The organism is Nocardioides sp. IC4_145 (assembly GCF_011250565.1).
In the GTDB taxonomy this organism is placed as follows: Bacteria; Actinomycetota; Actinomycetes; order Propionibacteriales; family Nocardioidaceae; genus Nocardioides.
Genome location: NZ_JAANMS010000002.1, coordinates 1 through 22255, shown reverse-complemented (window position 1 = coordinate 22255; position 22255 = coordinate 1). Strand labels below are relative to the sequence as shown.

Annotated in this window: 20 protein-coding genes; 4 read left to right on the top strand and 16 right to left on the bottom strand. The window is 73.5% G+C overall.

The window, feature by feature from the left end; genetic code table 11:
- Positions 1-7 precede the first annotated feature (7 nt).
- Positions 8-547 carry a hypothetical protein gene (locus G6553_RS01405; RefSeq protein ID WP_166188504.1) on the top strand — a complete coding sequence of 180 codons (540 nt, stop codon included), beginning with the start codon at positions 8-10 and terminating at the stop codon, positions 545-547.
- A 114-nt stretch (positions 548-661) separates the two neighbouring features.
- Here the strand turns inward: G6553_RS01405 and G6553_RS01400 are convergent, their stop codons facing one another.
- The 4 genes from G6553_RS01400 to G6553_RS01385 all read right to left on the bottom strand — a co-directional run bounded on the left by G6553_RS01400 (position 662) and on the right by G6553_RS01385 (position 6553).
- Complete coding sequence (locus G6553_RS01400; RefSeq protein ID WP_166188502.1) at positions 662-2206, bottom strand: hypothetical protein; 1545 nt, start codon at positions 2204-2206, stop codon at positions 662-664.
- Positions 2181-2912, bottom strand: coding sequence for an ABC transporter ATP-binding protein (locus tag G6553_RS01395; protein WP_166188501.1), 732 nt, complete (start codon positions 2910-2912; stop codon positions 2181-2183). The genes G6553_RS01400 and G6553_RS01395 overlap by 26 nt, the downstream gene beginning before the upstream one ends.
- 178 nt (positions 2913-3090) lie before the next feature.
- On the bottom strand, positions 3091-5289 hold the full coding sequence (locus G6553_RS01390) for a 3-hydroxyacyl-CoA dehydrogenase NAD-binding domain-containing protein (RefSeq protein ID WP_166188499.1): 2199 nt from the start codon (positions 5287-5289) through the stop codon (positions 3091-3093).
- 52 nt (positions 5290-5341) lie between these two features.
- The gene (locus G6553_RS01385; protein ID WP_166188497.1) at positions 5342-6553 is read right to left on the bottom strand and encodes an acetyl-CoA C-acetyltransferase; all 1212 of its coding nucleotides are present in this window, start codon (positions 6551-6553) and stop codon (positions 5342-5344) included.
- A gap of 110 nt (positions 6554-6663) precedes the next feature.
- On the opposite strand from G6553_RS01385, the gene G6553_RS01380 reads away from it, so the two are divergent.
- Together G6553_RS01380 and G6553_RS01375 are read left to right on the top strand one after the other, a co-directional pair.
- Positions 6664-7416, top strand: a complete 753-nt coding sequence (locus G6553_RS01380; RefSeq protein ID WP_347565438.1) for a MerR family transcriptional regulator — start codon at positions 6664-6666, stop codon at positions 7414-7416.
- Positions 7417-7439: 23 nt separating this feature from the next.
- Entirely contained in the window at positions 7440-8342 is a 903-nt protein-coding gene (locus G6553_RS01375) for an NAD(P)H-binding protein (RefSeq protein WP_166188495.1), read from the top strand.
- Between the two features lie 89 nt (positions 8343-8431).
- Here G6553_RS01375 and G6553_RS01370 read toward each other — a convergent pair whose 3' ends face one another.
- The 9 genes from G6553_RS01370 to G6553_RS01330 all read right to left on the bottom strand — a co-directional run bounded on the left by G6553_RS01370 (position 8432) and on the right by G6553_RS01330 (position 17436).
- Positions 8432-9127 carry a CPBP family intramembrane glutamic endopeptidase gene (locus G6553_RS01370; RefSeq protein ID WP_166188493.1) on the bottom strand — a complete coding sequence of 232 codons (696 nt, stop codon included), beginning with the start codon at positions 9125-9127 and terminating at the stop codon, positions 8432-8434.
- Between the two features lie 54 nt (positions 9128-9181).
- Positions 9182-10696, bottom strand: a complete 1515-nt coding sequence (locus tag G6553_RS01365; RefSeq protein WP_166188491.1) for a DEAD/DEAH box helicase — start codon at positions 10694-10696, stop codon at positions 9182-9184.
- 216 nt (positions 10697-10912) lie between these two features.
- On the bottom strand, positions 10913-11107 hold the full coding sequence (locus G6553_RS01360; protein WP_166188490.1) for a CsbD family protein: 195 nt from the start codon (positions 11105-11107) through the stop codon (positions 10913-10915).
- 83 nt (positions 11108-11190) lie between these two features.
- The gene (locus tag G6553_RS01355; protein WP_166188488.1) at positions 11191-12681 is read right to left on the bottom strand and encodes an NAD(P)/FAD-dependent oxidoreductase; all 1491 of its coding nucleotides are present in this window, start codon (positions 12679-12681) and stop codon (positions 11191-11193) included.
- 48 nt (positions 12682-12729) lie between these two features.
- Positions 12730-13530: a glutamine amidotransferase gene (locus G6553_RS01350; protein ID WP_347565437.1), complete on the bottom strand. Its 801-nt coding sequence runs from the start codon at positions 13528-13530 to the stop codon at positions 12730-12732.
- Positions 13473-14636: a CaiB/BaiF CoA-transferase family protein gene (locus G6553_RS01345; protein WP_166188486.1), complete on the bottom strand. Its 1164-nt coding sequence runs from the start codon at positions 14634-14636 to the stop codon at positions 13473-13475. Before G6553_RS01345 ends, G6553_RS01350 begins: the two co-directional genes overlap by 58 nt.
- 277 nt (positions 14637-14913) lie before the next feature.
- Positions 14914-15657, bottom strand: coding sequence for an amino acid ABC transporter ATP-binding protein (locus tag G6553_RS01340; protein ID WP_166188484.1), 744 nt, complete (start codon positions 15655-15657; stop codon positions 14914-14916).
- Positions 15654-16544, bottom strand: a complete 891-nt coding sequence (locus G6553_RS01335; RefSeq protein WP_166188482.1) for an amino acid ABC transporter permease — start codon at positions 16542-16544, stop codon at positions 15654-15656. The genes G6553_RS01340 and G6553_RS01335 overlap by 4 nt, the downstream gene beginning before the upstream one ends.
- Positions 16537-17436, bottom strand: coding sequence for an ABC transporter substrate-binding protein (locus G6553_RS01330; protein WP_166188480.1), 900 nt, complete (start codon positions 17434-17436; stop codon positions 16537-16539). The genes G6553_RS01335 and G6553_RS01330 overlap by 8 nt, the downstream gene beginning before the upstream one ends.
- Positions 17437-17482: 46 nt before the next feature.
- On the opposite strand from G6553_RS01330, the gene G6553_RS01325 reads away from it, so the two are divergent.
- Positions 17483-18628: an aminotransferase class I/II-fold pyridoxal phosphate-dependent enzyme gene (locus tag G6553_RS01325; protein ID WP_166188478.1), complete on the top strand. Its 1146-nt coding sequence runs from the start codon at positions 17483-17485 to the stop codon at positions 18626-18628.
- On the opposite strand, the gene G6553_RS01320 is transcribed toward G6553_RS01325, so the two are convergent.
- The 3 genes from G6553_RS01320 to G6553_RS01310 are packed head-to-tail and all read right to left on the bottom strand — an operon-like array spanning position 18599 to position 22003.
- Positions 18599-20014: a hypothetical protein gene (locus G6553_RS01320; protein WP_166188477.1), complete on the bottom strand. Its 1416-nt coding sequence runs from the start codon at positions 20012-20014 to the stop codon at positions 18599-18601. The two genes, G6553_RS01325 and G6553_RS01320, sit on opposite strands and share 30 nt — an antisense overlap.
- Positions 20007-20927, bottom strand: coding sequence for a hypothetical protein (locus G6553_RS01315; RefSeq protein WP_166188475.1), 921 nt, complete (start codon positions 20925-20927; stop codon positions 20007-20009). The genes G6553_RS01320 and G6553_RS01315 overlap by 8 nt, the downstream gene beginning before the upstream one ends.
- Complete coding sequence (locus G6553_RS01310; RefSeq protein WP_166188473.1) at positions 20924-22003, bottom strand: sulfotransferase family protein; 1080 nt, start codon at positions 22001-22003, stop codon at positions 20924-20926. The genes G6553_RS01315 and G6553_RS01310 overlap by 4 nt, the downstream gene beginning before the upstream one ends.
- Between the last annotated feature and the right edge of the window lie 252 nt (positions 22004-22255).

Here is a 22255-nt window from a genome sequence, read left to right as displayed (position 1 = left end):
TCATGGGGTGCTGCGCACAGTCCTCCCCGTCGCCCTGCTGGTCCCGCTCCTGGCCGCGTGCAGCGGTCCCTCGGAGGACGGGCCGTCCGGCGACGACGGGCCCTCGCCGGACCCCGAGGTCCGCTCCGGGCTGGTCGCGCTCTACGCCGGCGACCACCCCGGCGAGCAGGACACCCGCAACGGCGAGTGCTTCGCCGACGCCCTCCTCGACCGGGTCGCGCCTGGGGAGCTGGAGGAGGCCGGCGTGGTCGTCGACGGCGCCGTCGCCGCCGACCTCCCACTGCTCGACCGGGGCACCGCGGCCGACTGGGTCGGCGCGACGTTCGCCTGCGTCGACTACTTCGAGGAGTCCGCGCGGGCCCAGGTCGCCTTCAGCAAGGGCGAGGTCGACTGGCGGGGGTACGCCGCGTGCCTGCGGGAGGAGATCGACGTCGAGGTCGTCCGCGCCGCCCTCGTCGCCACGCTCGCCGGCGACTGGAGCTCCGACGACGTCACCGCCCTCAGCCGCGCCCAGGCCGACTGCTCGACGCTCGCGAACCCCGGCTGAGGGCGCGACCACACCTGCGCAGTTGCGCGGTTGTTGCGGGTTACCCGCGCGTGGACCCGACACTTCCGCGCCATCGAACGATCGTGTGCGCGGGGCCCCGGGCTCCTCGGCGACTCAGCCGGCGACGGCCATGACGACCCGGGCCCGGTCGACCGGGTCGATCCACCGCGCCCGGGCGCGGACGAGCCGGGCGAGCGACCAGCAGACGAACGGCACGGCCACCAGCACCGACACCTCCCACGCGGGCACGCGCGCCAGCCCGGAGAACACCAGGCCGGTGAGCGTGGTGGAGACCGCGAGCCGGGTGGAGTAGCCGACCATCGTCAGCGGCGGCGCCGGCGTGGCGCGCGCCGAGCGCAGGTCGACGGCGTAGGGCCGCTGCGCCGACCAGCGCATGCCGGCGCCCACCACCTGCACCGTCACGACGACCACCGTGCAGGCCAGTGCCGTCAGCTCGGCCGACGACGGCACGCCCGCCCGCACCGCCGCGAGCAGCACCGTCACCATCGACGCAGCGACCAGGAACTCCGCGAGCACCCAGGCCCGGGCGGTGAACACCGTCCCCGGAGGGACCGGCAGGCTCTCGCGCCACAGCCCGCCGCGGGCGTCGAGGCACCAGGCGTTCACGCCGAAGAGCAGCGCCCCGCCGGAAGCGACCAGGCCGGGCAGCACGGTCATCGTCGACCAGGGCAGGTCGCCCAGCAGCGCCACCGCTCCGGGGCCGATCGCCAGCACGGCGATGCCGCGGCGCATCGGCACCGCGCGCCAGACCGACCCGCGGTCGGTGCGCACCAGGGCGGCCAGGTCCGAGCCGGGCAGGCGGCGGGCGGTGTACCGCCCGGACTCGACGCGCTGCTCCTCACGCGGAGCACGCCGTGCGGCGATGTAGGCGGGCACGGCGCCGAGGGCGACCGCGACGACGAGGGCGACCAGCAGCGCGGCGATCGTCGCGGCCCACGTCCACGAGACACCGCCGAGCATCCCGAGCACGATCCGGCGGGTCGGCAGCCGGTCGAGCACCGTGACCAGCGCGTCGGCCATCTGCAGCCCCAGCGCCAGGCCGAGCAGCGCGAGGGTGACGAGCCGGACGCCGGCGATGCCGTGGTTGCCCCGCCGGACGCCCTCGAAGGTCCACGCCACGACCTGGGCGAGCGCGGTCGCCACGGCCAGCCACAGCAGGACGACGACCTGGGCGGCGGCCAGGCCGGAGGGGCCGAGCGCGTAGGCGGTCGTGCCGAGCAGCGTCCAGGCCTGGAGCAGCCACGCGATGTTGAGCGGCGCGAGCAGCAGCGCGCCGAGGTGGTCCGTGGTCGGGCTGACCGGCAGCACCGCGCCGGGGTCGCGGTCGAGCAGCTCGCGGCCGCCGCCGGAGGCAACCGCGGAGACCACTGCCAGCCCGAGGAAGCCCGCGAGCGCGGTCGGCAGCAGGAGGAGCAGGTCGAAGGCGCGGCCGTCGTCGCCGGCGCCGGGGGTGTACGCCGGCACGACCGCCGCCGCGGTCGTCAGGGCCACGAAGCCGAGCGCGAACCAGGCGGCCGATCCCCGGCGGCGTACCGTCCCCGTCCGGAACCGGACCAGGTGGCCGACGTCGGCGACCGCTCGCCGGGCCTCGGTCCAGCCGCCAGTCCAGCCGCTAGTCCAGGAGGCCGCGGTAGGCACGCGCCCCCTCCTCGCCGGACATCTCGGTGGCGCTGGCCGTGGCGACCCGGGTGCCGCCGCGCAGCACGGTGACGGTGCTGCACGCCTCGACCGCCAGCTCGCGCAGGTGGGTGGAGACCAGCACGCAGGCGCCGCGGGCGCGGGCGTCGTCGATCGCGGCCATCGTCGCCTCGACCCCGATCGGGTCGACGCCGTCGAACGGCTCGTCGAGCAGCAGCACCTCGGGCTGGTGGAGCACCGCGAGCACCACGGAGAGCCGCCGACCCATGCCGTGGGAGAACCCGGCGGTCACCCGGTGCGCGACGTCGCCGAGCTCGAAGCGCTCGAGCAGGTCGCGGGCGCGCTGCTCCCAGCCCGGCTCGGTGCGGTGCATCCGGCGCAGCCGGGCGGAGAGCTGGAGGTGCTCCCACGGCGTCGCCCGCGGCACGAGCCCGCCGACGTCGGGGCAGTAGCCGACCGCCCGCTTCACGGCGAGCGGGTCACGGCGTACGTCGTGTCCCGCGACGGTCACGCTGCCCGAGGTGGGCGGCACGACGCCGGCGAGCACCCGCATGGTCGTCGACTTGCCGGCGCCGTTGCGGCCCAGCAGCGCGGTGGCGTGGCCGGCCTCGGCGACCAGGTCGACCCCCGTGACCGCCTCCACCTCGCCGAAGCGGACGTGCAGGTCGCGCACCTGCACCGGGTGGCCGTCGGGGGGAAGGGTCACCGGACCATCCTGCTCGGTCGATGCCCGGCCGGCCACCGGTTCCGCCGCGTACCACCCGCAGGATGACCGATCGGAGGAGACGCGACCCGCTTCCCACGGGAGTCCCGCGCTTCCCACGGGAGATCTGCCGTGGGAAGCGAGGGGGTCCCCGGTGAACCGGGGACCCCCTCACCCCGGATCAGGCGGGGAAGGACCCGCCGGAGGCCGCGAGGTCACGCAGGTACTGCGTGGGGCGGAACCGGTCGCCGTACGTCTCGGCCAGCTCGTCGGCGCGCGCGACGAACGCGGCCAGGCCGATCTCGCCGTCAGCGCCCTCGTAGCCGGTCATGAACTGCGCCGCACCACCGGTCATCGGCGGGAAGCCGATGCCCATGATCGAGCCGATGTTCGCGGCGGCCGCCGAGGTGATGACGCCCTCCTCGAAGCACTTCGCGGTCTCGAGCGCCTCGGCGAACAGCATCCGGTCCTTGCAGTCCTGGATGGACGGCTGCTGCTCGGCGAGCGGGAAGAGCTCCGAGAGGCCCGACCAGAGCGTCTGGCGCTTGCCGGACTCGTCGTACTCGTAGAAGCCCTTGCCGCGCAGACGGCCCGGACGGCCGGCCTCGATCATCCGGTCGACCACCGCGGTGCCGGGGTGCTCGGCGAGGTCGAGGCCGTCGCGCTCGGCGGCCTCGCGGGTGGCCTTGGCGATCTTGGCCATCAGCTCGAGGTTGAGCTCGTCGGAGAGCTGCAGCACCGGGGCCGGGTAGCCGGCCTGGGTGGTCGCGCGCTCGATCGTCCAGGGGTGGACGCCCTCGGCGAGCATCGCCATGCCCTCGTTGACCATGAAGCCGATGACGCGCGAGGTGTAGAAGCCGCGGCTGTCGTTGACGACGATCGGGGTCTTCTTGATCTGCTGGACCACGTCGTAGGCCTTGGCCAGCGCGACGTCGGAGGTCTCCGCGCCCTTGATGATCTCGACCAGCGGCATCTTGTCGACCGGGCTGAAGAAGTGCAGGCCGATGAAGTCCTTCGGGCGGTCGACGCCCTCGGCCAGCTCGGTGATCGGGAGCGTCGAGGTGTTGGAGCACAGCAGGGCGTCAGCGTTGACGTACGGCGCCACCTCGGCGAACACCTTCGCCTTGAGCGCCGGGTCCTCGAAGACGGCCTCGATGACCAGGTCGCAGCCGGCCAGGTCGGCGGCGTCACCGGTGGCGAGGATCCGGCCGAGCATCTCGGCGGACTTCTCCTCCGTGAGCCTGCCGCGCGAGACGGCCTTGGCGTTGATCTTCTCGGAGTACGCCTTGCCCTTCGCGGCGTTCTCGCTCGAGACGTCCTTGAGGACGACCTCCATGCCGGCGCGGGCGCACGTGTAGGCGATGCCCGCGCCCATCATGCCGGCGCCGAGGACGCCGACCTTGGTGGCCTTCCACGGCTCGATGCCCTGCGGGCGGAGCGAGCCGGACTTGATGGCCTGCAGGTCGGTGAAGAACGCCTGGATCATGTTCTTCGAGCCCTGGTTGACCACGAGGTTGGTCAGGTAGCGCGACTCGATCCGCGACGCGGTGTCGAAGTCGACCTGCGCGCCCTCGACGGCCGCGGACAGGATCGCCCGTGCGGCGGGGTAGACCGCGCCCTTGGTCTGCTTGCGGAGCAGGGCGGGGAACGCCGGCAGGAAGCCGGCCAGGGCCGGGGACTTCGGCGTGCCGCCGGGCATCTTGTAGCCGGGGGCGTCCCACGGGTTCTTGCTCGCCTGGGGATTGGCCTTGATCCACGCCTTCGCGGCGGGCACGAGCTCCTCGCGGGTGGCGACCAGCTCGTCGACCAGGCCCTTCTCCTTGGCCTGGGCGGCCTTGAACTGCTTGCCCTCGAGCAGGAAGCCCATCAGGCCCTCCTGGAGGCCGAACATCCGCACGATGCGGGTCACGCCGCCGCCGCCCGGGAGCAGGCCGAGGCTGACCTCGGGCAGGCCGACGACGACCGAGGAGTCGTCGACGGCGATGCGGTGGTTGGTGGCCAGGCAGATCTCGAGGCCACCGCCGAGCGCGGCGCCGTTGATCGCGGCCACGACGGGCTTGGGGAACTTCTCGAGCTTGCGGAGGGCGGCCTTGACGCCCTCCGCCATGGCGAAGACGTCCGCGGCGTCGTCGCGGGTGGCGGTGACCATCTTCTTCAGGTCGCCGCCGGCGAAGAAGGTCTTCTTCGCGCTGGCGACCACGACGCCGGTCACCTCGGCCTCCTCGGCGTACAGCCGCTCCACGGCGGTCTGCATCGAGGAGATGTAGAGGTCGTTCATCGTGTTCGCCGACTGGTTCGGGTCGTCGAGGGTGAGGGTGACGATGCCGTCCGCGTCGCGCTCGTAGCGCACGGACGTCTGCTCGGTGGTGCTGGTGGTCATTCGGGGTCCTGTTCGCTCAGGTGAGATCGGTGTCTGGAGGAGCAGCGCGCGGTCAGACGACCTCGACGATGGTGGCGATGCCCATGCCGCCGCCGACGCAGAGGGTGGCGAGGCCGCGGCGCAGGTCGCGGCGCTTGAGCTCGTCGACGAGCGTGCCGAGGATCATCGCGCCGGTGGCGCCCAGCGGGTGACCCATGGCGATCGCGCCGCCGTTGACGTTGGTGATCTCGTCGGTGATGCCCATGTCCCTCATGAAGCGCATCGCCACGGCGGCGAAGGCCTCGTTGATCTCGAACAGGTCGATGTCGCCGACCTCGAGGCCGGCCTTGGCCAGCGCCTTGCGGGCGGCCGGGGCCGGGCCGGTCAGCATGATCGTCGGGTCCGCGCCGGAGACGGCGGTGGCGAGGATGCGCGCACGCGGGGTGAGGCCGAGCTGGGTGCCGACCTCCTCGCTGCCGATCGCCATGATGGCGGCGCCGTCGACGATGCCGGAGGAGTTGCCGGCGTGGTGGACGTGGTCGATCTTCTCGACCCAGTGGTACTTCTCCAGCGCCACGTCGTCGAAGCCCGCGTCCGCACCGATCTGCGCGAACGACGGCTTGAGGCCCGACAGGCTCTCGACGCTCGTGTCGGGGCGGATCAGCTCGTCGCGGTCGAGCACGGTGAGCCCGTTGATGTCGCGGACCGGGATGACGGCGTCGGCGAAGTAGTCGTTCGCCCAGGCCTTGGCGGCGCGGTGGTTGGACTGCGCGGCGTACGCGTCGACGTCCTCGCGGCTGAAGCCCTCGATGGTGGCGATGAGGTCGGCGCCGATGCCCTGGGGCACGAAGCCGGTCCTGAGGGCGGTGGCCGGGTCGGAGGCCCAGGCGCCGCCGTCGGAGCCCATCGGCACGCGGCTCATCGACTCCACGCCGCCGGCGAGGATGAGGTCCTCGAACCCGCCGCGCACGCGGGACGCGGCCTGGTTGACGGCCTCCAGGCCGGAGGCGCAGAAGCGGTTGAGCTGGACGCCCGCGACGGTGTCCGGGTAGCCCGCGGCCAGCGCCGCGGTCTTGGCGATGTCGCCGCCCTGGTCGCCGATCGGGGAGACGACGCCGAGGACGACGTCGTCGACGCGCTCGGGGTCGAGGCCGGGGTTGCGGGACTTGATCTCGTCCAGCAGGCCGACCACGAGGTCGACCGGCTTGACCTCGTGCAGCGAGCCGGCCGCCTTGCCCTTGCCACGCGGCGTACGAATGTGGTCGTACACGAATGCTTCTGCCATGACCGTCCTAGCGTCAGTGGTGCCTGTGATGGTGGTTCCACGATTGTGACACCATCGGTGTCACGGTCAAGAGCGGGACTGTTGTGGTCTGGCTCACGAGAGGAGCGCACGTGACGCAGACGGAGGAGCGGCTGGAGGCCGCCCGGGAGCTGCTGACGCTCGACGAGCTGACGAGCCGGGTCGGCATGAGCGTGCGCAACGTCCGCTTCTACACGACCAAGGGGCTCGTGCCGCCGCCGATCCGGCGGGGACGCAGCGGCTACTACACGCCCGACCACGTCGCGCGGCTGGAGCTGGTGCGCGAGCTGCAGGGGCACGGGTTCACGCTGGCGGCGATCGAGAAGTACCTCGCCGGCATCCCCGACGACGCCGCGCCCGAGGACATCGCGCTGCACCGGGCGATGCTCGCGCCGTGGCAGGCCGACGTGCCCGTCGAGATGTCGCGCGCAGACCTCGAGCGGCGCGCCGGTCGGTCCCTCGGCGACGAGGACCTGGCGACGCTCGAGGCCCTCGGGATCGTGCGGCGCTCGCGCCGGGGACGGTTCGAGGTGGCGGCGCCGCAGCTCCAGGTCGGGCTCGGCCTCCTCGACCTCGGCTTCCCGATGGAGGCGGCCGTCGCGGCGGCCGAGGTGTACACCGCGCACGGGCGCCAGATCGCCCAGGAGCTCAACGAGCTGTTCAAGACGTTGGTGTGGCCGGCGTACAAGGAGGCCGGCGCGCCGCCCGAGCGGATCCAGCAGGTCGTCGAGCGCCTCAAGCCGCTGTCGATCGCCAGCCTCGTCGCGGCCTACGAGGCGGCCATGGACGAGGACCGCCGGGCGCGGATCGCCGCCCGCGCCGATCGCGGCGGCCGCGAGCACTAGGGGCGCGTCCCTACTGTGGGCGCATGAGCACCGTCCTGGTCACGGGCGCGACCGGCTTCGTCGGCGCCCGCCTGGTCCCCGAGCTGCTCGACCGCGGGCACACGGTCCGGGCGATGACTCGTCATCCCGACACCTACGACGGTCCGGGCAAGGCGGTCTTCGGCGACGTGCACGACCCCGGCTCGCTGGCCGAGGCGCTCGACGGCGTCGACGTGGCGGTCTACCTCGTGCACTCCCTCGACGACGGCGACTTCGAGCGCAAGGACGCCGACGCGGCGCGGGCCTTCGGGGCGGCCGCCGGCGCGACCGGGGTGCAGCAGATCGTCTACCTCGGCGGCCTCGGCTCCGACGACGAGGAGCTCTCCGCGCACCTGCGCTCGCGGCGGGAGGTCGAGCGGCTGCTCGGCGAGTCCGGCGTGCCGGTGACCGTCCTGCGCGCGGCGATCGTCGTCGGCTCCGGCGGGATCTCGTGGGAGATGACCCGCAAGCTGGTCAAGAACCTCCCCGCGATGGTCGTCCCCCGCTGGGCCTCCACCCGCACCCAGCCGATCGCCATCGCCGACGTGGTCCGCTACCTCGCCGGCGTCGTCGGCCTGGACGAGGCGCGCGACCGGGTCTTCGAGATCGGCGGCGCCGACCAGCTGACGTACGCCGACATGCTCGCCCAGGCCGGCTCGGTCATGCACGGCCGGCGGCTGCCGATCATCCACGTGCCTCTCGGGACGCCGTTCCTCTCGCAGTACTGGATCAAGCTCGTCACCGGCGTCGACGCCACCACCGCCGCCAACCTCATCGAGTCGATGGGCAACGAGGTCGTCGTCACCGACCACTCGATCCGCGACCTCGTCCCCGGCGAGCCGCTCACCTACGCCGAGGCCGTCGAGGCGGCGCTCGTCGAGGACCGCCGGGCCGGCGCGGCCCGCTGACGTCCCGGCTGGTCGAGGTCCTCGAGCCGGGTCGGCCGGCTGCGAGCTCCATCGGCTGGCCGATGAACCTGCCGGCCAGCCGGCGCGAGTCAGCCGATGACCGGCGGCAGCACGAGCAGCATCGAGATCGACCAGGTGCAGTGGGTGAGGATCGGGGCGAGGATGCCGCCGGAGGCGCGCCGCTCGAGGCCGACGACCACGCCGAGGAGGATGGCGGCGAAGGCGAGCATGACGTTGCCGGTGGCGGCGGTGGCGACGACGTACGCGACGGTCGTCCACAGCACCGGGCGGTGCGGGATGGCGGCGTACGCCGCGCCGCGGAAGAACAGCTCCTCCGCGATGCCGTTGACGGCGGTGATGACGACGAGCAGCGGCAGGGAGCCCTGGTCGGCGTAGTCGAGGACCGAGCCCACCTGCCCCTGCAGGTAGGGGATCTCGCGGATCACCAGCCCGCCGAGCACGAAGACACCGACGATGGCGGCGCCGAGCAGGATCGGCGTGACCACCGGGCGCGCGAGGGAGTCGCGCCAGGCGATCCGGCCGAGGTGGAGCGGGCCGGAGGCGAACGCGCCCACGGTCCACACCCCGGCCAGCGCGGCCGTCGAGACGTAGAACCAGTCGCTGCCGGGGTCGATCCGCAGCGAGAACCCGAGCACCACCGCGCCGAGCACCACGAAGGCGATCGTCACGACCTGCCGGCGCCGCAGCGCGGCCGGGGTCTGGCGGTGGTCGCGCGGGACGACGTCCCACAGCGCACGCTGCAACCAGGCTCGGACGGGGCTCACGACACCGACCTTACGGACGGTCCCTGGGCCCGGTCCGAGCACTGGTCACGGGGGTCAGCGGCGACCGGAGCTGAACGACGTCGCGCTGTGACGGCTCCCACCGGCCGACGAGCCGGCCGCGGAGCCGGTACGCCGCCCGCGACCGCCCTGGCCGGAGCCGGCCGGCTTGGAGCCGGCCTTGGCGCCGCCCGAACGCGAGCCGCCGGAGCCGCCCGTGGCGCCCGAGCCGTTCGTGCTCGTGCCGGAGCCCTGGCCGCCGGAGCGACCGCGGCCGCGTGAGGAGCGCCGGCCGGCGCCACCGGAGCGGGCGCCGCCGCCCGAGCCGCCGTTGCCGCCGCCGGAGCGCGCCGGGCCGGAGGAGGCAGGTGCCTCGACGACGAGGCCACCCGGGACGACCTGGCGCTCACCGGGGGCGAGCTCGACGAGCACCGGGTGGGTCGCCGCGGCGAGCCGGGTGATCGTCGGCTTGATGCCGGCGGCCCGGGTCAGGTCGCGCACGTCGCGGACCTGGTCGTCGGTCATCAGGGTGACGACGGTGCCGGCGGCGCCCGCGCGGGCCGTGCGGCCCGAGCGGTGCAGGTAGGCCTTGTGCTCGGCCGGCGGGTCGGCGTGGACGACGAGCGCGACGTCGTCGACGTGGATGCCGCGGGCGGCGATGTCGGTGGCGACCAGCGTGCTGGCCTTGCCGGAGTGGAACGCCTCCATGTTGCGGGTGCGGGCGTTCTGGCTGAGGTTGCCGTGGAGCTCGACGGTCGGCACGCCGGACTTGTTCAGCTGGCGGGTCAGCGCCTTGGCGCCGTGCTTGGTGCGGGTGAAGACGACCGTGCGGCCCGGCGCGCTGGCCAGGTCGACGAGCACGGGGACGCGGTGCTCGCGGGCCAGGTGCAGCACGTGGTGGTCCATCGCGCTGACCGGCGACTGGGCGGAGTCGGCCTGGTGGACGACCGGCTCGTGGAGGAACCGCTTGACCAGGACGTCGATCGCCTTGTCGAGGGTCGCGGAGAACAGCAGGCGCTGGCCGCGCGCCGGCGTGGCATCCAGGAGGCGGCGTACCGCCGGGAGGAAGCCGAGGTCGGCCATGTGGTCGGCCTCGTCGAGCACGGTGACCTCGACGGCGCCGAGGTCGCAGTGACCCTGGCCGATGAGGTCCTCGAGCCGGCCCGGGCAGGCGAGCAGGATGTCGACGCCGGCCTTGAGGCCGCGGACCTGCGGGTTCTGGCCGACGCCGCCGAAGACGGTCAGCGTGGTGAGGCCGAAGGCGTCGGCGAGGGGCTTGAGGGCCTCCTCGATCTGCCCGACCAGCTCACGGGTCGGCGCGAGCACGAGCGCGCGGGGCTTGCGGGCCGTCGCGGGACGGCCGGAGGCGGCCAGGCGGGCGACGAGCGGGAGGAGGAACGCGTAGGTCTTGCCCGAGCCGGTGCGGCCGCGGCCGAGGACGTCGCGACCCGCGAGGGAGTCCGGCAGCGTCTTGGCCTGGATCGGCGTGGGCTCGGTGATGCCGCGGTCCGCGAGGACGGCGGAGAGGTCGGCGGGGACGCCGATCGCGGTGAAGGCAGAAGCAGAAGGCATGAAGGGGTGACAGATCCGTCTCGTGGCGGTTGTCTCGCCATGAGGACGGCGCGGAGCCGGTTCCTGCGGGAAGCAGGCGCTCGAACGCTTGGAGATGCGGCTCCGGGGCGGGACTGGAACGGGCCGCATCCCCCACTGTAGGGATGCGGCCCGCCCAACACCCCATCGTCGCGGGGTGACATCGCTCTCCCGCCTCGGCGGGAATGCGTGCGCTTGCTACTTGGTGAGCCCGTCCTTGGCGTCCTTCGCGGCGTCCTTGACCTTCTCGCCGGCGTTCTTCAGGTTGGCCGAGCTCTGGTCGGCCTTGCCCTCAGCCTTGAGCGAGTCGTCACCGGTCGCGTCGCCCGCGCTCTCCTTGCCCTTGCCGCCGAGCTCCTCGGCCTTGTTGCTGATCTTGTCGCCCAGTCCCATGTCTGACCTCCTGTGGTCGTTCGGTCGGGTACGCCCCTCCGGTGACCCCCGGGCGGGGCCCGGAAACAGGTCTCAGCCGGTTCTCAGCGGAACGTCAGGGTCCCGTCGTCGATGGCGTCGCGGCGGATGGTGCGGACGTCGGACAGGTAGTTCTGGTCCAGCTTCCACGGCGCCCGGTCGCCCTGCCGCGGCAGGCCGTCGAGCGCCCGCTGGACGTAGCCGGAGGAGAAGTCCAGGAACGGCCGCTCGTCCACCGACGGGTCGCGGTCGGCGACGAAGGAGCGCTTCCCGGTCTTGTCGAGGTGGCTGAGCATCCGGCAGACGTAGTCGGCGACCAGGTCGGCCTTGAGCGTCCAGGAGGCGTTCGTGTAGCCGATCGTGTAGACGAAGTTCGGGATGCCGCTGAGCATCAGCGCCTTGTACGACATGGTCTCCGACAGCTCGACCGGCTTGCCGTCCACCTCGAGCGGGATGCCGCCGAAGGGCAGCAGCTTGAGCCCGGTCGCGCTGACCACGACGTCCGCCTCGAGCTCGCTGCCGTCGGTGAGCCGGATGCCCGTCTCGGTGAACGTGTCGATCGCCCCGGTCACGACGGACGCGTCGCCGCTGCGCAGCACCTTGAACAGGTCGCCGTCCGGCACGAAGCACAGCCGCTGGTCCCACGGGTCGTACGACGGCTTGAAGTGGGTGTCGACGTCCACGTGCTCCGGCAGCTGGCGGCGTACGCCGGCACGCACGACGCCCTTGACCACCTGCGGCTTGGCCTTGGCCAGCTTGTAGGTCCCGATCGCGAGCAGGATGTTCTTCCACCGCACGACCGGGTAGCTGATCGCGGCCGGCAGCTTGGCGAGGGCCTTGGCCCACGGGTCCCGGCCGGGCCGGGACAGGATGTAGGTGGGCGAGCGCTGGAGCATCGTGACGTGCTCGGCGTCGCCGGCGAGCGCGGGGACCAGCGTGACCGCGGTGGCGCCGCTGCCGATGACGACGACCTTCTTGCCGGTGACGTCGAGGTCCTCGGGCCAGTGCTGCGGGTGCACCAGCCGCCCGGCGTACTCGTCCTGGCCCGGGAAGACCGGGGTGTGGCCCGCCTCGTAGTCGTAGTAGCCCGCGCAGCTCCACAGCAGGTCGGTCGTGAGGGTCCGCGCGCCCTCGGGGGTGTCGACGTGGACCGTCCAGCGGGCCGCGTCGGAGTCCCAGGAGGCGCTGACGACCTTGTGCTGGTAGCGCACCAGGCGGTCGACCCCGCGCTCCTCGGCGACGGTGCGGATGTAGTCGAGGATCAGCTGTCCGTCGGCGAGCGCGGTGTCACCCGGCCAGGGGCGCCAGCGGTAGCCGAAGGTGAACATGTCGGAGTCCGAGCGGATGCCGGGGTAGCGGAACAGGTCCCACGTCCCGCCGCTCACCTCGCGCATCTCCAGCACCGCGAGGCTGCGGCCGGGGTGCTCCTCGCGCAGCCGGCAGGCGGCGCCGATGCCGGACAGGCCGGCGCCGATGACGAGGACGTCCACGTGCTCGGGACTGTGCTCCGGGCTGTGCTCCGGGCTGTGCTCGGGTGCGTGCTCTGGGGTGCTCACCCGTTCATTATTGACGGATGTTCAACAGTCAGTCGAGGGTGACGCGCCTCACCGGGCGTACCGCGCCACGAAGCCGGCGAGCAGCCGCGCCGGCTCGGTGACGTTGGCGGTGCGGGCCAGCGCCTTGAGCGCCGCGGCCCCGCCGGGCTCGAAGTAGCCGTGGTGCTCGTAGACGTCGATGCGCAGGCACAGCCCGTCCACGTCGAGCTCGGGGTGGAACTGGGTGGCGTAGACGTTCCGCCCGATCCGGAACGCCTGCACCGGGCAGGTCGCCGACGACGCGAGCAGCACCGCGCCGTCGGGGAGGCGGGAGACGGCCTCCTTGTGGCCGAGGTACGCCGCGAACCGCTCCGGCAGCACGCCGGTGAGCGGGTCCGCGCGGCCCTCGTCGGTCAGCCGGACCTCGACCGCGCCGATCGGCTCGCCGTGGGTGCGGTCGACCACGCCGCCGTCCAGCACGCCGAGCGTGCCGATCCCGTAGCAGCAGCCGAGGAACGGCGAGTCCGCCGCGACCGCCCGGCGGCAGAGGTCGCCGAGCTCGGCCTCGACCCGCCGCTGGACGTCCGACTTCGCCTCGGGCGGGTCGCTGACGTTGAACGGCCCGCCACCCAGCACGATGCCGGACCAGTCGTCGAGGTCGACCGGGCCGCCCAGCGCCTCGGTCAGCGGCTGCTGCTCGAGCCGCACGCGGCGCACGTCGCGCTCGTCGAGGCCGCCGGCGAGGAGCACGGCGTCGTACTCCCCGTCGGCGGCGGCGTCCTCCGCGCGGGTCCCGAGGAAGAGGAAGGGCTTCAGACCTGGACCGCCACTCCGCGCTCGATCAGCCCATCGACGTCCGCCACGCCCCACGCGGTCAACGCGGCGCGGGTGTGCTCGCCGGCCTCGCGCGACGGGGGCAGCGTCAGGGTCGCCTCGGTGCGGCTGAAACGGGGCGCCGGCGTGGGCTGGAGCAGGTCGTCCTTGGTCACGAAGACGCCGCGCGCCTTCATGTGCGGGTGCTCCGCCGCCTCGCTGATCGGGATGATGCCGGCCACGCAGGCATCGGTGCCCTCGAACACCTCGACCCACTCGGCCTGGGTGCGGCTCGCGAACGTCTCGGTGAAGAGCGCCCGCATCTCGTCCCACCGCTCCATCTCGAACTGGCCCGGGCAGCGCTCCCCGACGCCGAGCAGCTCGACGAGCGTGGCGAAGAACGGCGGCTCCAGCGACCCGACCGACATGTGCCGGCCGTCGGAGGTCTCGTAGACGTCGTAGAACGGCGCGCCGCCGTCGAGCAGGTTGACCGCCCGCTCCTCCTTGAACTGCCCGCCCGCGAGGAACGCCGCGGTCATCGCGTTGAGGCTGGCCGTGCCGTCGACGATCGCGGCGTCGACGGTCTGCCCCTGGCCGCTGACCCTGGCCTCGAGCAGCGCGGCGAGGATGCCGATGACGAGGTACGTCGAGCCGCCGCCGAAGTCGCCGACGAGGTTGCTCGGGAAGTGCGGCTTGTCCTTGTCCTGGCCGAGGCCGAAGAGGGTGCCGGTGATCGCGATGTAGTTCATGTCGTGGCCGGCCGCCTGGGCCAGCGGACCGTCCTGGCCCCACCCCGTCATCCGGCCGTAGACCAGCCGCTCGTTGACCGCCGCGCAGTCCTCCGGGCCGAGGCCGAGCCGCTCCATCACGCCGGGGCGCATCCCCTCGACCAGGACGTCGGCGCCCTTGACCAGCTCGAGCACGGTCGCCCGCGCCTCGGGGTTCTTCAGGTCGAGCGCCACGCTCGGCCGGCCGCGGTTGAGCAGGTTGTGCGCGCCGCCCGCCAGCATCTGCCCGCCCGGCCGCTCCACCCGGATCACGTCCGCGCCCAGGTCGGCCAGCAGCATGCACGCGTGCGGCCCCGGCCCGATCCCCGCGATCTCGACGACCTTGACCCCGCGCAGCGGTCCGGTTCCCTGGCCCAGCTCGATGCTCTCGCTCATGCGCGGATCATGACAGAACCACTGTCACGGTCGCGAGAGGTCGGACGTCATACGGACGGAGCGAGCGGGTGCACGCTCCGTATGACGTCCGCTGGAGCCGGCACGGGCGAGCGGTCGGATGGCGCGTCCCGGGCGTCGGACGCCGGGGGCCCGGTCGTGGTCGGGCCTCGCAGACCGGGCCTGCCCGTCCGGCGGGAGCCGCAGGCGGACCGACCTCCCCGAGGCCGCAGTCGGCTCACGGGGTTTCGACACGCTCAGGCCTAGCGGCCTTCGCTGCTCAACCAGCGGTGGGGAGGACGCGGGCCAGGAACTGGCGGGTGCGGTCCTCGCGGGGGGCGGTGAAGAGCTGGTCGGGTGGGCCCTGCTCGAGGATCCGGCCCTGGTGGAGGAAGCAGACCTTGGTGGCGACGTCGCGGGCGAAGGCCATCTCGTGGGTGGCGAGCACCATCGTGGTGCCGGCGGCGGCGAGGTCGCGGACGATGGTGAGGACCTCGCCGACCAGCTCGGGGTCGAGGGCGGCGGTGATCTCGTCGAGCAGCAGCAGGTCCGGGCCCGTGCAGAGCGCGCGGACGAGGGCGACCCGCTGCTGCTGGCCGCCGGAGAGCCGGTCGGGGTGCTTGCGGGCGTGCTCGGCGAGGCCGAACTGGTCGAGCAGCCCGAGCGCCCGCTCCTCGGCCGCGGCCCTGGAGTCGCCGTGCACACGGCGCGGCGCGAGGGTGCAGTTGTCGAGGACCGAGAGGTGCGGGAAGAGGTTGTAGGCCTGGAACACCATCCCGACCCGCTTGCGCACCTCGCGCGGGTCGACGAGGGGGTCGCTGATCTCGACGCCGCCGAGGGTGATGGTGCCGTCGTCGACGTCCTCGAGCAGGTCCAGGCAGCGCAGGAGGGTCGACTTGCCCGAGCCGGACGACCCGATCAGGCAGACGACGTCGTGGGCGCGGACGTCGAGGTCGACCGAGTCGAGCACCAGCCGGTCGCCGTACGTCTTGCGCAGCCCGCGCACCTCCAGGAGCGCGCTCACAGCTGCCCCGCCCTCTCGCGCGCCAGCCAGCGCCGCTGCAGCCAGTCGGTGAACCGCGCCAGCGGCACGGTGAGGACGACGAAGAACGCGGCGACGACGACGTACGGCGTGTAGTTGAAGTTGTACGCCGCGTAGTCGCGCGCGGCGAAGACCGCGTCGAAGACGGCGACGGCGGAGACGAGGGCGGTGTCCTTCTGCAGCGACACGAAGTCGTTGAGCAGCGGCGGGACCACCCGGCGCACGGCCTGCGGGACGACCACGAAGCGCAGCGCCTGCGGCCGGCTGAGCCCGAGCGCCTGGGCGGAGGCGACCTGGGAGGGGTGGACGGAGTCGATGCCGGCGCGGAAGACCTCGGCGACGTACGCGCTGTAGGAGAGGACCAGCGCGACGCCGGCCCAGAAGGTGCCGCTGATCGGCACGCCCTGCAGGCCCAGCGCCGGCATGCCGAAGCCGAGCATGAGGACGAGCAGCAGGGTGGGGATGCCGCGCAGCAGGTCGGTGTAGACGACGGCGAGCACGCGCACCGGTGCCAGCCAGGGCGAGCGGGCGACGCGGGCGAGCGCCACGAGCAGGCCCAGCACGAGGATGACGACCTCGCAGATGAGGAACAGCCTGACGTTGAGCCAGAACCCGTCGAGGACGTCGGGGAAGACGGCCTTGGCGTGCTCCCAGGAGAAGAACAGCTCCTTGACGTTCGGCCAGCCCGGCGAGGAGGTGATCGCCACGCCGAGCGCGAGCAGCACCAGGACGACGAGCCCGCTGGCGACGAGCAGCGACCGGCGGCGCAGCCGTCGCCGGACCGCGCGCCGCTCGAGCTCGCGCAGGCTCGGCGTCCAGGCAGCCGCCGAGCCGGCGGCGGTGGCCGACCCGGGAGAGGTGTCAGTCAAGCGTCGGCACGCTCACGGTGTCGGAGAGCCACTGCTGCTCGATGTCGGCGAGGGTGCCGTCCTCGCGGAGGTTGGCGAGCGCGGCGTCGACGCAGTCGCGCAGCGGGTTGCCCTTCTCGAAGAGCATGCCGAACTCCTCCTGCTCGCCGGTCTCGGGCTGGAACTGTCCGATGATCGTGCTGCCCTCGATCTCGACGGCGGAGATGTAGAACGCGGTGGGCAGGTCGGCGAGGATCGCCTCGACCTGGCCGTTCTTCAGCGCCTGCTTCGCGGCGTTGGTGTCCTCGAAGACCAGCGGGTCCTCGGCGGGCTGGACGACCTCGCGGATCGCGGTGAGCGAGGTGGTGCCGGTCTGCGCGCCGAGCTTGTGGCCGGCGAGCTCCTCGAGGGTGCTGAGGCCGGCGAGCGGCGAGTCCTCGAGGGTGATGACGGCCTGCGCGGCCCGGTAGTAGCCCTCGGAGAAGTCCACGACCCGCTCCCGCGCCGGAGTGATCGAGACCTGGTTGATGTCGAAGTCGAACTTCTTCTTGCCCGGCGCGTAGGAGGAGTTGAACGGCACGGTCACCCAGCTGACCTCGTCCTCGGAGAAGCCCAGCTCCTCGGCGACGGCGTACGCCACGGCCGACTCGTAGCCCTCGCCGTTGGTGGGGTCGTTGTCGACGAACCACGGCTCGTACGCCGGGGAGTCGGTGCCGACCGTGAGCCGGCCGGCCTGCACGAGCGGCGCGTCGGCGGCGCAGGTCGCCGGGTCGGTCTCGGCGCCGGCGTCGGCCGAGCTGCTGTCGGTCGCGGCCTCCGGCTCGTCGTCCTCCACCGGCGCGCACGCCGAGAAGGCGGTGGCGAGGGCGGTGAGCAGGACGGGGGCGACCAGGGCGGTACGACGCGTGCGCATGGTGCGCATCGTAGGGACTGGAGGCGGCCCCCTGTTCAATGAACCCGTGATCCGTGACCTGAGCGACACCGAGGCCCGCCGCGCGCTCGTCCACAAGTGGGGCCAGGTCCCCGACGACGTGCTGCCCGCGTGGGTCGCCGAGATGGACTACGCGCAGGCGCCGGTCGTGGCCGACGCGGTGGCCGAGGCGGTGGCGGCGGGCGTGACCGGCTACCCCTCGTTCGAGCCGGGCGGCGGCGCGCTGGGCCGGGCGTACGCCGGGTTCTCGGCGCGCCGGTTCGGCTGGCGGGTGGACCCCACGCAGGTGCTGCCGACCGTCGACGTGACGGCGGGCGTGCGGCTCGCGATCGACGTGCTGAGCGGGCCGGGCGCGGTGGTGCTGCCGCTACCGGCGTACGCACCGCAGCTGGGGGTGCCCGGGGTCTGCGGTCGTGAGCGGTGGGACCTCCCCGTCGAGCCGGACGCGGAGCGGGTGACGATCGACCTCGACCGGCTGGACCGGATGTTCGCCGACGGGGCGTCGACGCTGCTGCTGACCCAGCCGCACAACCCGTGCGGCCAGGTCTACACGCGGGCCGAGCTCGAGGGCGTGCGGGACGTGGTGACGCGGCACGGCGGGCGGGTGGTCAGCGACGAGATCCACGCGCCGCTGGTGCTGCCGGGTGCCGAGCACGTGCCGTACCTGTCGCTCGACGGCGCGGGCGAGCACGCGGTCGCGGTGGTGGCGGCGTCCAAGGCGTTCAACACCGCGGGGCTGCGGTGCGCGCAGGTGGTCAGCGACGACCCGGCGACCGCCGAGCGGCTGGCCGGCGTGCCGGTGGCGCGGAACGACTCGTGGTCGCCGCTCGGCGAGGTGGCCGCGGTGGCGGCGTACGAGCAGGGCGACGCGTGGCTCGACGCCCTCCTGGAGCGCCTCGACGAGCAGCGGACGCTGCTCGCGGAGCTGCTGGCCGAGCACCTGCCGGAGGCGCGGATGCGGCCGCTGGAGGCGACGTACCTCGCCTGGCTGGACCTGCGCGCCTACGGCCACGACGACCCGGCCGCGGTCGCGCTGGAGCGCGGACGGGTGCGGGTGGCGCCGGGCCACGACTACCACCCGGGGCTCGCGGGACACGTGCGGCTCAACGTCGCGACGTCGCCGGAGCGGCTGCGCGAGGTCGTCCTACGGCTCGCGCGGGGACTCGCCGGGTAGCTCCTCGGGAGCGCACCCGAGCAGCCGGCTGGGGCGGAATCCCTCCCAGCGCTGCTGGACCCGCGCGGGGTCGAGCAGCTCCTCGAGGTCGACCTCCCAGGTGTGGCCCGAGGCGTTGCGGCGCAGCAGGTAGCCGAGGCCGTGCGTGCGGTAGACCGTGCCTCCGGCGGCATGGACCGCGGCGAGCAGCTGCGCGTCGACGTACCGCCGGACCTGGCGCCACCAGCCGACCTCGCGGAGCAGGTCGCGGCTCACCAGGATCGTGCCGCCGGCGACGAAGCGGGTCCACGCCTCGGTGCGGTGGCCGCGGGTGACGGTGGTGTCGAGCGGCGCCAGGTAGTGCTGCTCGGCGGGCGTCCCGACCACGTCGGCACCGCTCCAGCCGCGGGCCCGGAGGAGGTCGGCGACGAAGTCGGGGCCGTACCAGTCGTCGTCGTCCATCTTCAGCACCAGCTCGCCCGACGCCGCTCGGGAGGCCGCGGTCAGCACGTCACCGAAGACGGCGTCGGGGGGCTGCGGCAGGACGGTGGTGGGTACGCCGGAGCGGCGCCGCACGTCGGCCTCGTCGGGGGTGAACCCGTGCGGCGCGAGGACCAGCTCGAGCCGGTCGACCCCGCACTGCTTGGCGACCTGGCGCAGGGCGTGGTCGACCATGTCGGGCCGCTTGGTCGCCAGCACGACGCTCACCGACGGCTGGCGGCGGACCGGGCCGTGGGCGTCGAGGCCCGCCCGGCGCAGGAGGACCGAGTGCTCCTCGCGGGCGCGGGGGTCGGCGAGGTCCACGCCGTCGCCCCCGGCGACCAGGTCGCCGAGCGCCTCGTCCGCACCGGTCGGCGCCTTCCCGACGAGCGGCACGCCGGCCATCGCCAGCGCCGCGACGACCGCGGTGCCGGTGGCGGGCGTGACCCGGACGCCCGCGTGGTCCCGCGAGGCCTCGACCAGGAGGCGCTCGCTCGGTCGGGTCGCGGTCACCTCCACCACCGGGCCGTCCGCCCACCGGAAGCCCTCGGCGTTGTAGACGCGGTCGTCGAGGGTGAGCGGCGCTCGGCGCTCGGTCACCTCCAGCGCCGGGCGGACGGCGTGGCGGCCGAGCTCGACGAGGACCTCGGCGACCTCGACGTGCCCGGTCAGGCGCACGACGACCCGCCAGCCCCCGTCGGTGGTGTGCGCGCGGTAGCGGCGCAGCGGCGGCCACTCCGGCCGCGGCACGAAGCCGAGCGGGCCGGGGTCGGCGTCGACCAGCACCTCGACGGTCTTGGCGAGCACGCCGCGGTGGTCGGCCGGCGCCGCGGCGTACGCCCTCAGCTCCGTGCGGTCGGCGAACCGCAGCGTGACCCGGTCGTGGCGCCCCCGCTCGAGCACGGGTGCGAGCGCCGGCTCAGACATCCAGCCGGCCGCGGCGCTTGACCAGCGGCCGCGGCGCCTGCGGGAGCCAAGTGCGGGTGACGTGGTCGACGATGTGCACGCCCGGCGGCGCCTCGATCCGGTGCAGGCCGGGGACCTCCTCGCCGCGGCCCTCGCGCAGCGCGGAGTAGACCTCCCACTCGCGGCGCTTGCGGGGGGCTCGGGAGGAGTCGAAGTCCTCGGTGCTGGTCCAGTGGGCGAACTCGTCCTGGTCGAGCCACTTCAGTTCCACGCAGAGACCCTCGGGGGCGACGATCCGCTCGGAGGTCTCCGGGAACTCCCGCACCTCCCACTCGAAGGCCTTCACGAACGTGAACTGCGGACCCATCGGGTAGACCCACGGCTCCAGGAACCGGAAGCCGAGGTCGATCCAGGCGACCGACTCGCTCTCGATGCTCAGCGGGTGCCGCGGGACCGCGACGACCGCGCCGGAGCCGTGCAGCTGCCAGGACAGGTCGGCCAGCAGCGCCTCGCCCTCGGGCGTGAGCACCATGTCGCCGTCCCACTTCATCGAGTAGCTGGTGCGCACGTGCGAGAAGGACCAGTTGTAGAAGTGCGTCAGCGAGTGGACCGAGTGCGGCGGTGTCGCGAGGTGCTCCGTGCCGGCGCGGCTGACCTGGAACGGATAGCCGGTCACCTCGATCCGGTCGCCCGCGCCGCACTCGTCCGCGACCCGCTGCGCCACCTCGGCGGTGCCGTCGTCGGACCGGTTGTCCACCAGCACCACCCGCTGGACGGCCCGCAGCATCGGCGGGAGGACCCACGGGAGGTTCCGGGCCTCGTTGCGCACGCGGAACACGCAGGTCAGCCCCGGGTCGAGCGCGCCGTCCTGCCACGCCCAGCGGACGTCGTACGCCGCGTCGCCCTCGAGGCAGGCGATGTCCGGCGCCCTCATCGGGACTTGCCGAGCGCCTTGCGCAGGCCGCGTCGGGCGCTCGCCGGCACCATCGCGCGGACACCGTGCGGGACGCGGTCGGCGCCGCGGCGGCCGACCGGGAGCTGGTCGGGCTGCGGCTTCTGCGCCTGGCCCTCTCGCTTGGCGGCCAGGGCGGTGGACTCGCTGAGCGCCTCGGCCTCCTCGTAGAGCTCGGCGTACGCCGTGCGCAGCTCGTCGAGGCGGTCGTGCGCGGCCGGGGTGTCACCGCCGTCGTCGGCGAGCCGGTCCAGCTCCCGCCAGGATTCCTCGGCGACCTCGCGCAGGCGGGTCGGCACGCGGACGTCGTCCCAGGTCAGCTGCACGCGGCGGAGGTTCGGGTCGATGAACTGGTGGACCTTGCGGATGTCGTTGGCCGAGGCCGACTTCACCGCGTCGAGGTCGAAGAGCTGGCCGAGGCCGAAGACCGGGATCGTCCAGTCGGTGAGCATGTCGTGGTAGCGGACGAACGCTCGCGCGCTCCCCCGCGTCGACCGCTCGGTGTGGAGCATCATGTTCACCCAGGCCGCGGTGCGGCTGATCTCGCCGGCGGTGCTGGAGGTGCGCCCGCCCGCGTAGTACTTCTGCTTGCTGCCGACCACCTCGGTCGGCGGGCGGAGCATCGTGACGTACGCCGGGGTCGCGTCGCACCGCAGCGCCGCGCTGCGCCACAGGCCCAGGAACCACGCCAGCCGCGGGTCCTTGACCACGACCTCCGGGCCACCCTCGACGAACTGCTGCTCCAGCCACGCGTGCAGCCGCCCGCGCAGCGGCTCGAACGTCGAGAGCCTGCCCGCCTCGAACCACGCCGCCGGCCGCGCGTCGGAGACCGCCACGTTGCACCGCTGCAGCAGCTCGTGGTGGAAGTCGACCACCCACTGCGGCTCCCCGAACCCCTTCGGGTTGGTCTCGTCGGCCTGCACCTCCGGCTGCGGCACGTGCATCCCCAGCGTCTGCAGCGTGCCGGACATGGTGCTCGTCCCGCTCCGCCCGGAACCGACCACGAACACCACCCGCCGCTTCACCGGAGGGGTCGGCGGGACTGGCGGCGTCGACATGGCCCTCAGCCTAGGAGATCCCCCCGCCTCCCCCGCCGCACCTGCTGGGCCGCTCGAGTTCTCGGCGTCTCGAGACGCGCGCCAGCGCGCGCTCCTCGACCAGCCGGTCGGGGTTGGGCGAGGGGTCAGCGGGTGAGGCGGCGCTTGGCTCGGGCCAGGAGCGACACCGGCTCGGGCTGTGGCTCGGGCTCCGGCGCGGGCTGCTCCGGCTGCGGCCGGGGAGGGGTGGCGGGGTGGAGGTCGTCCCAGGCC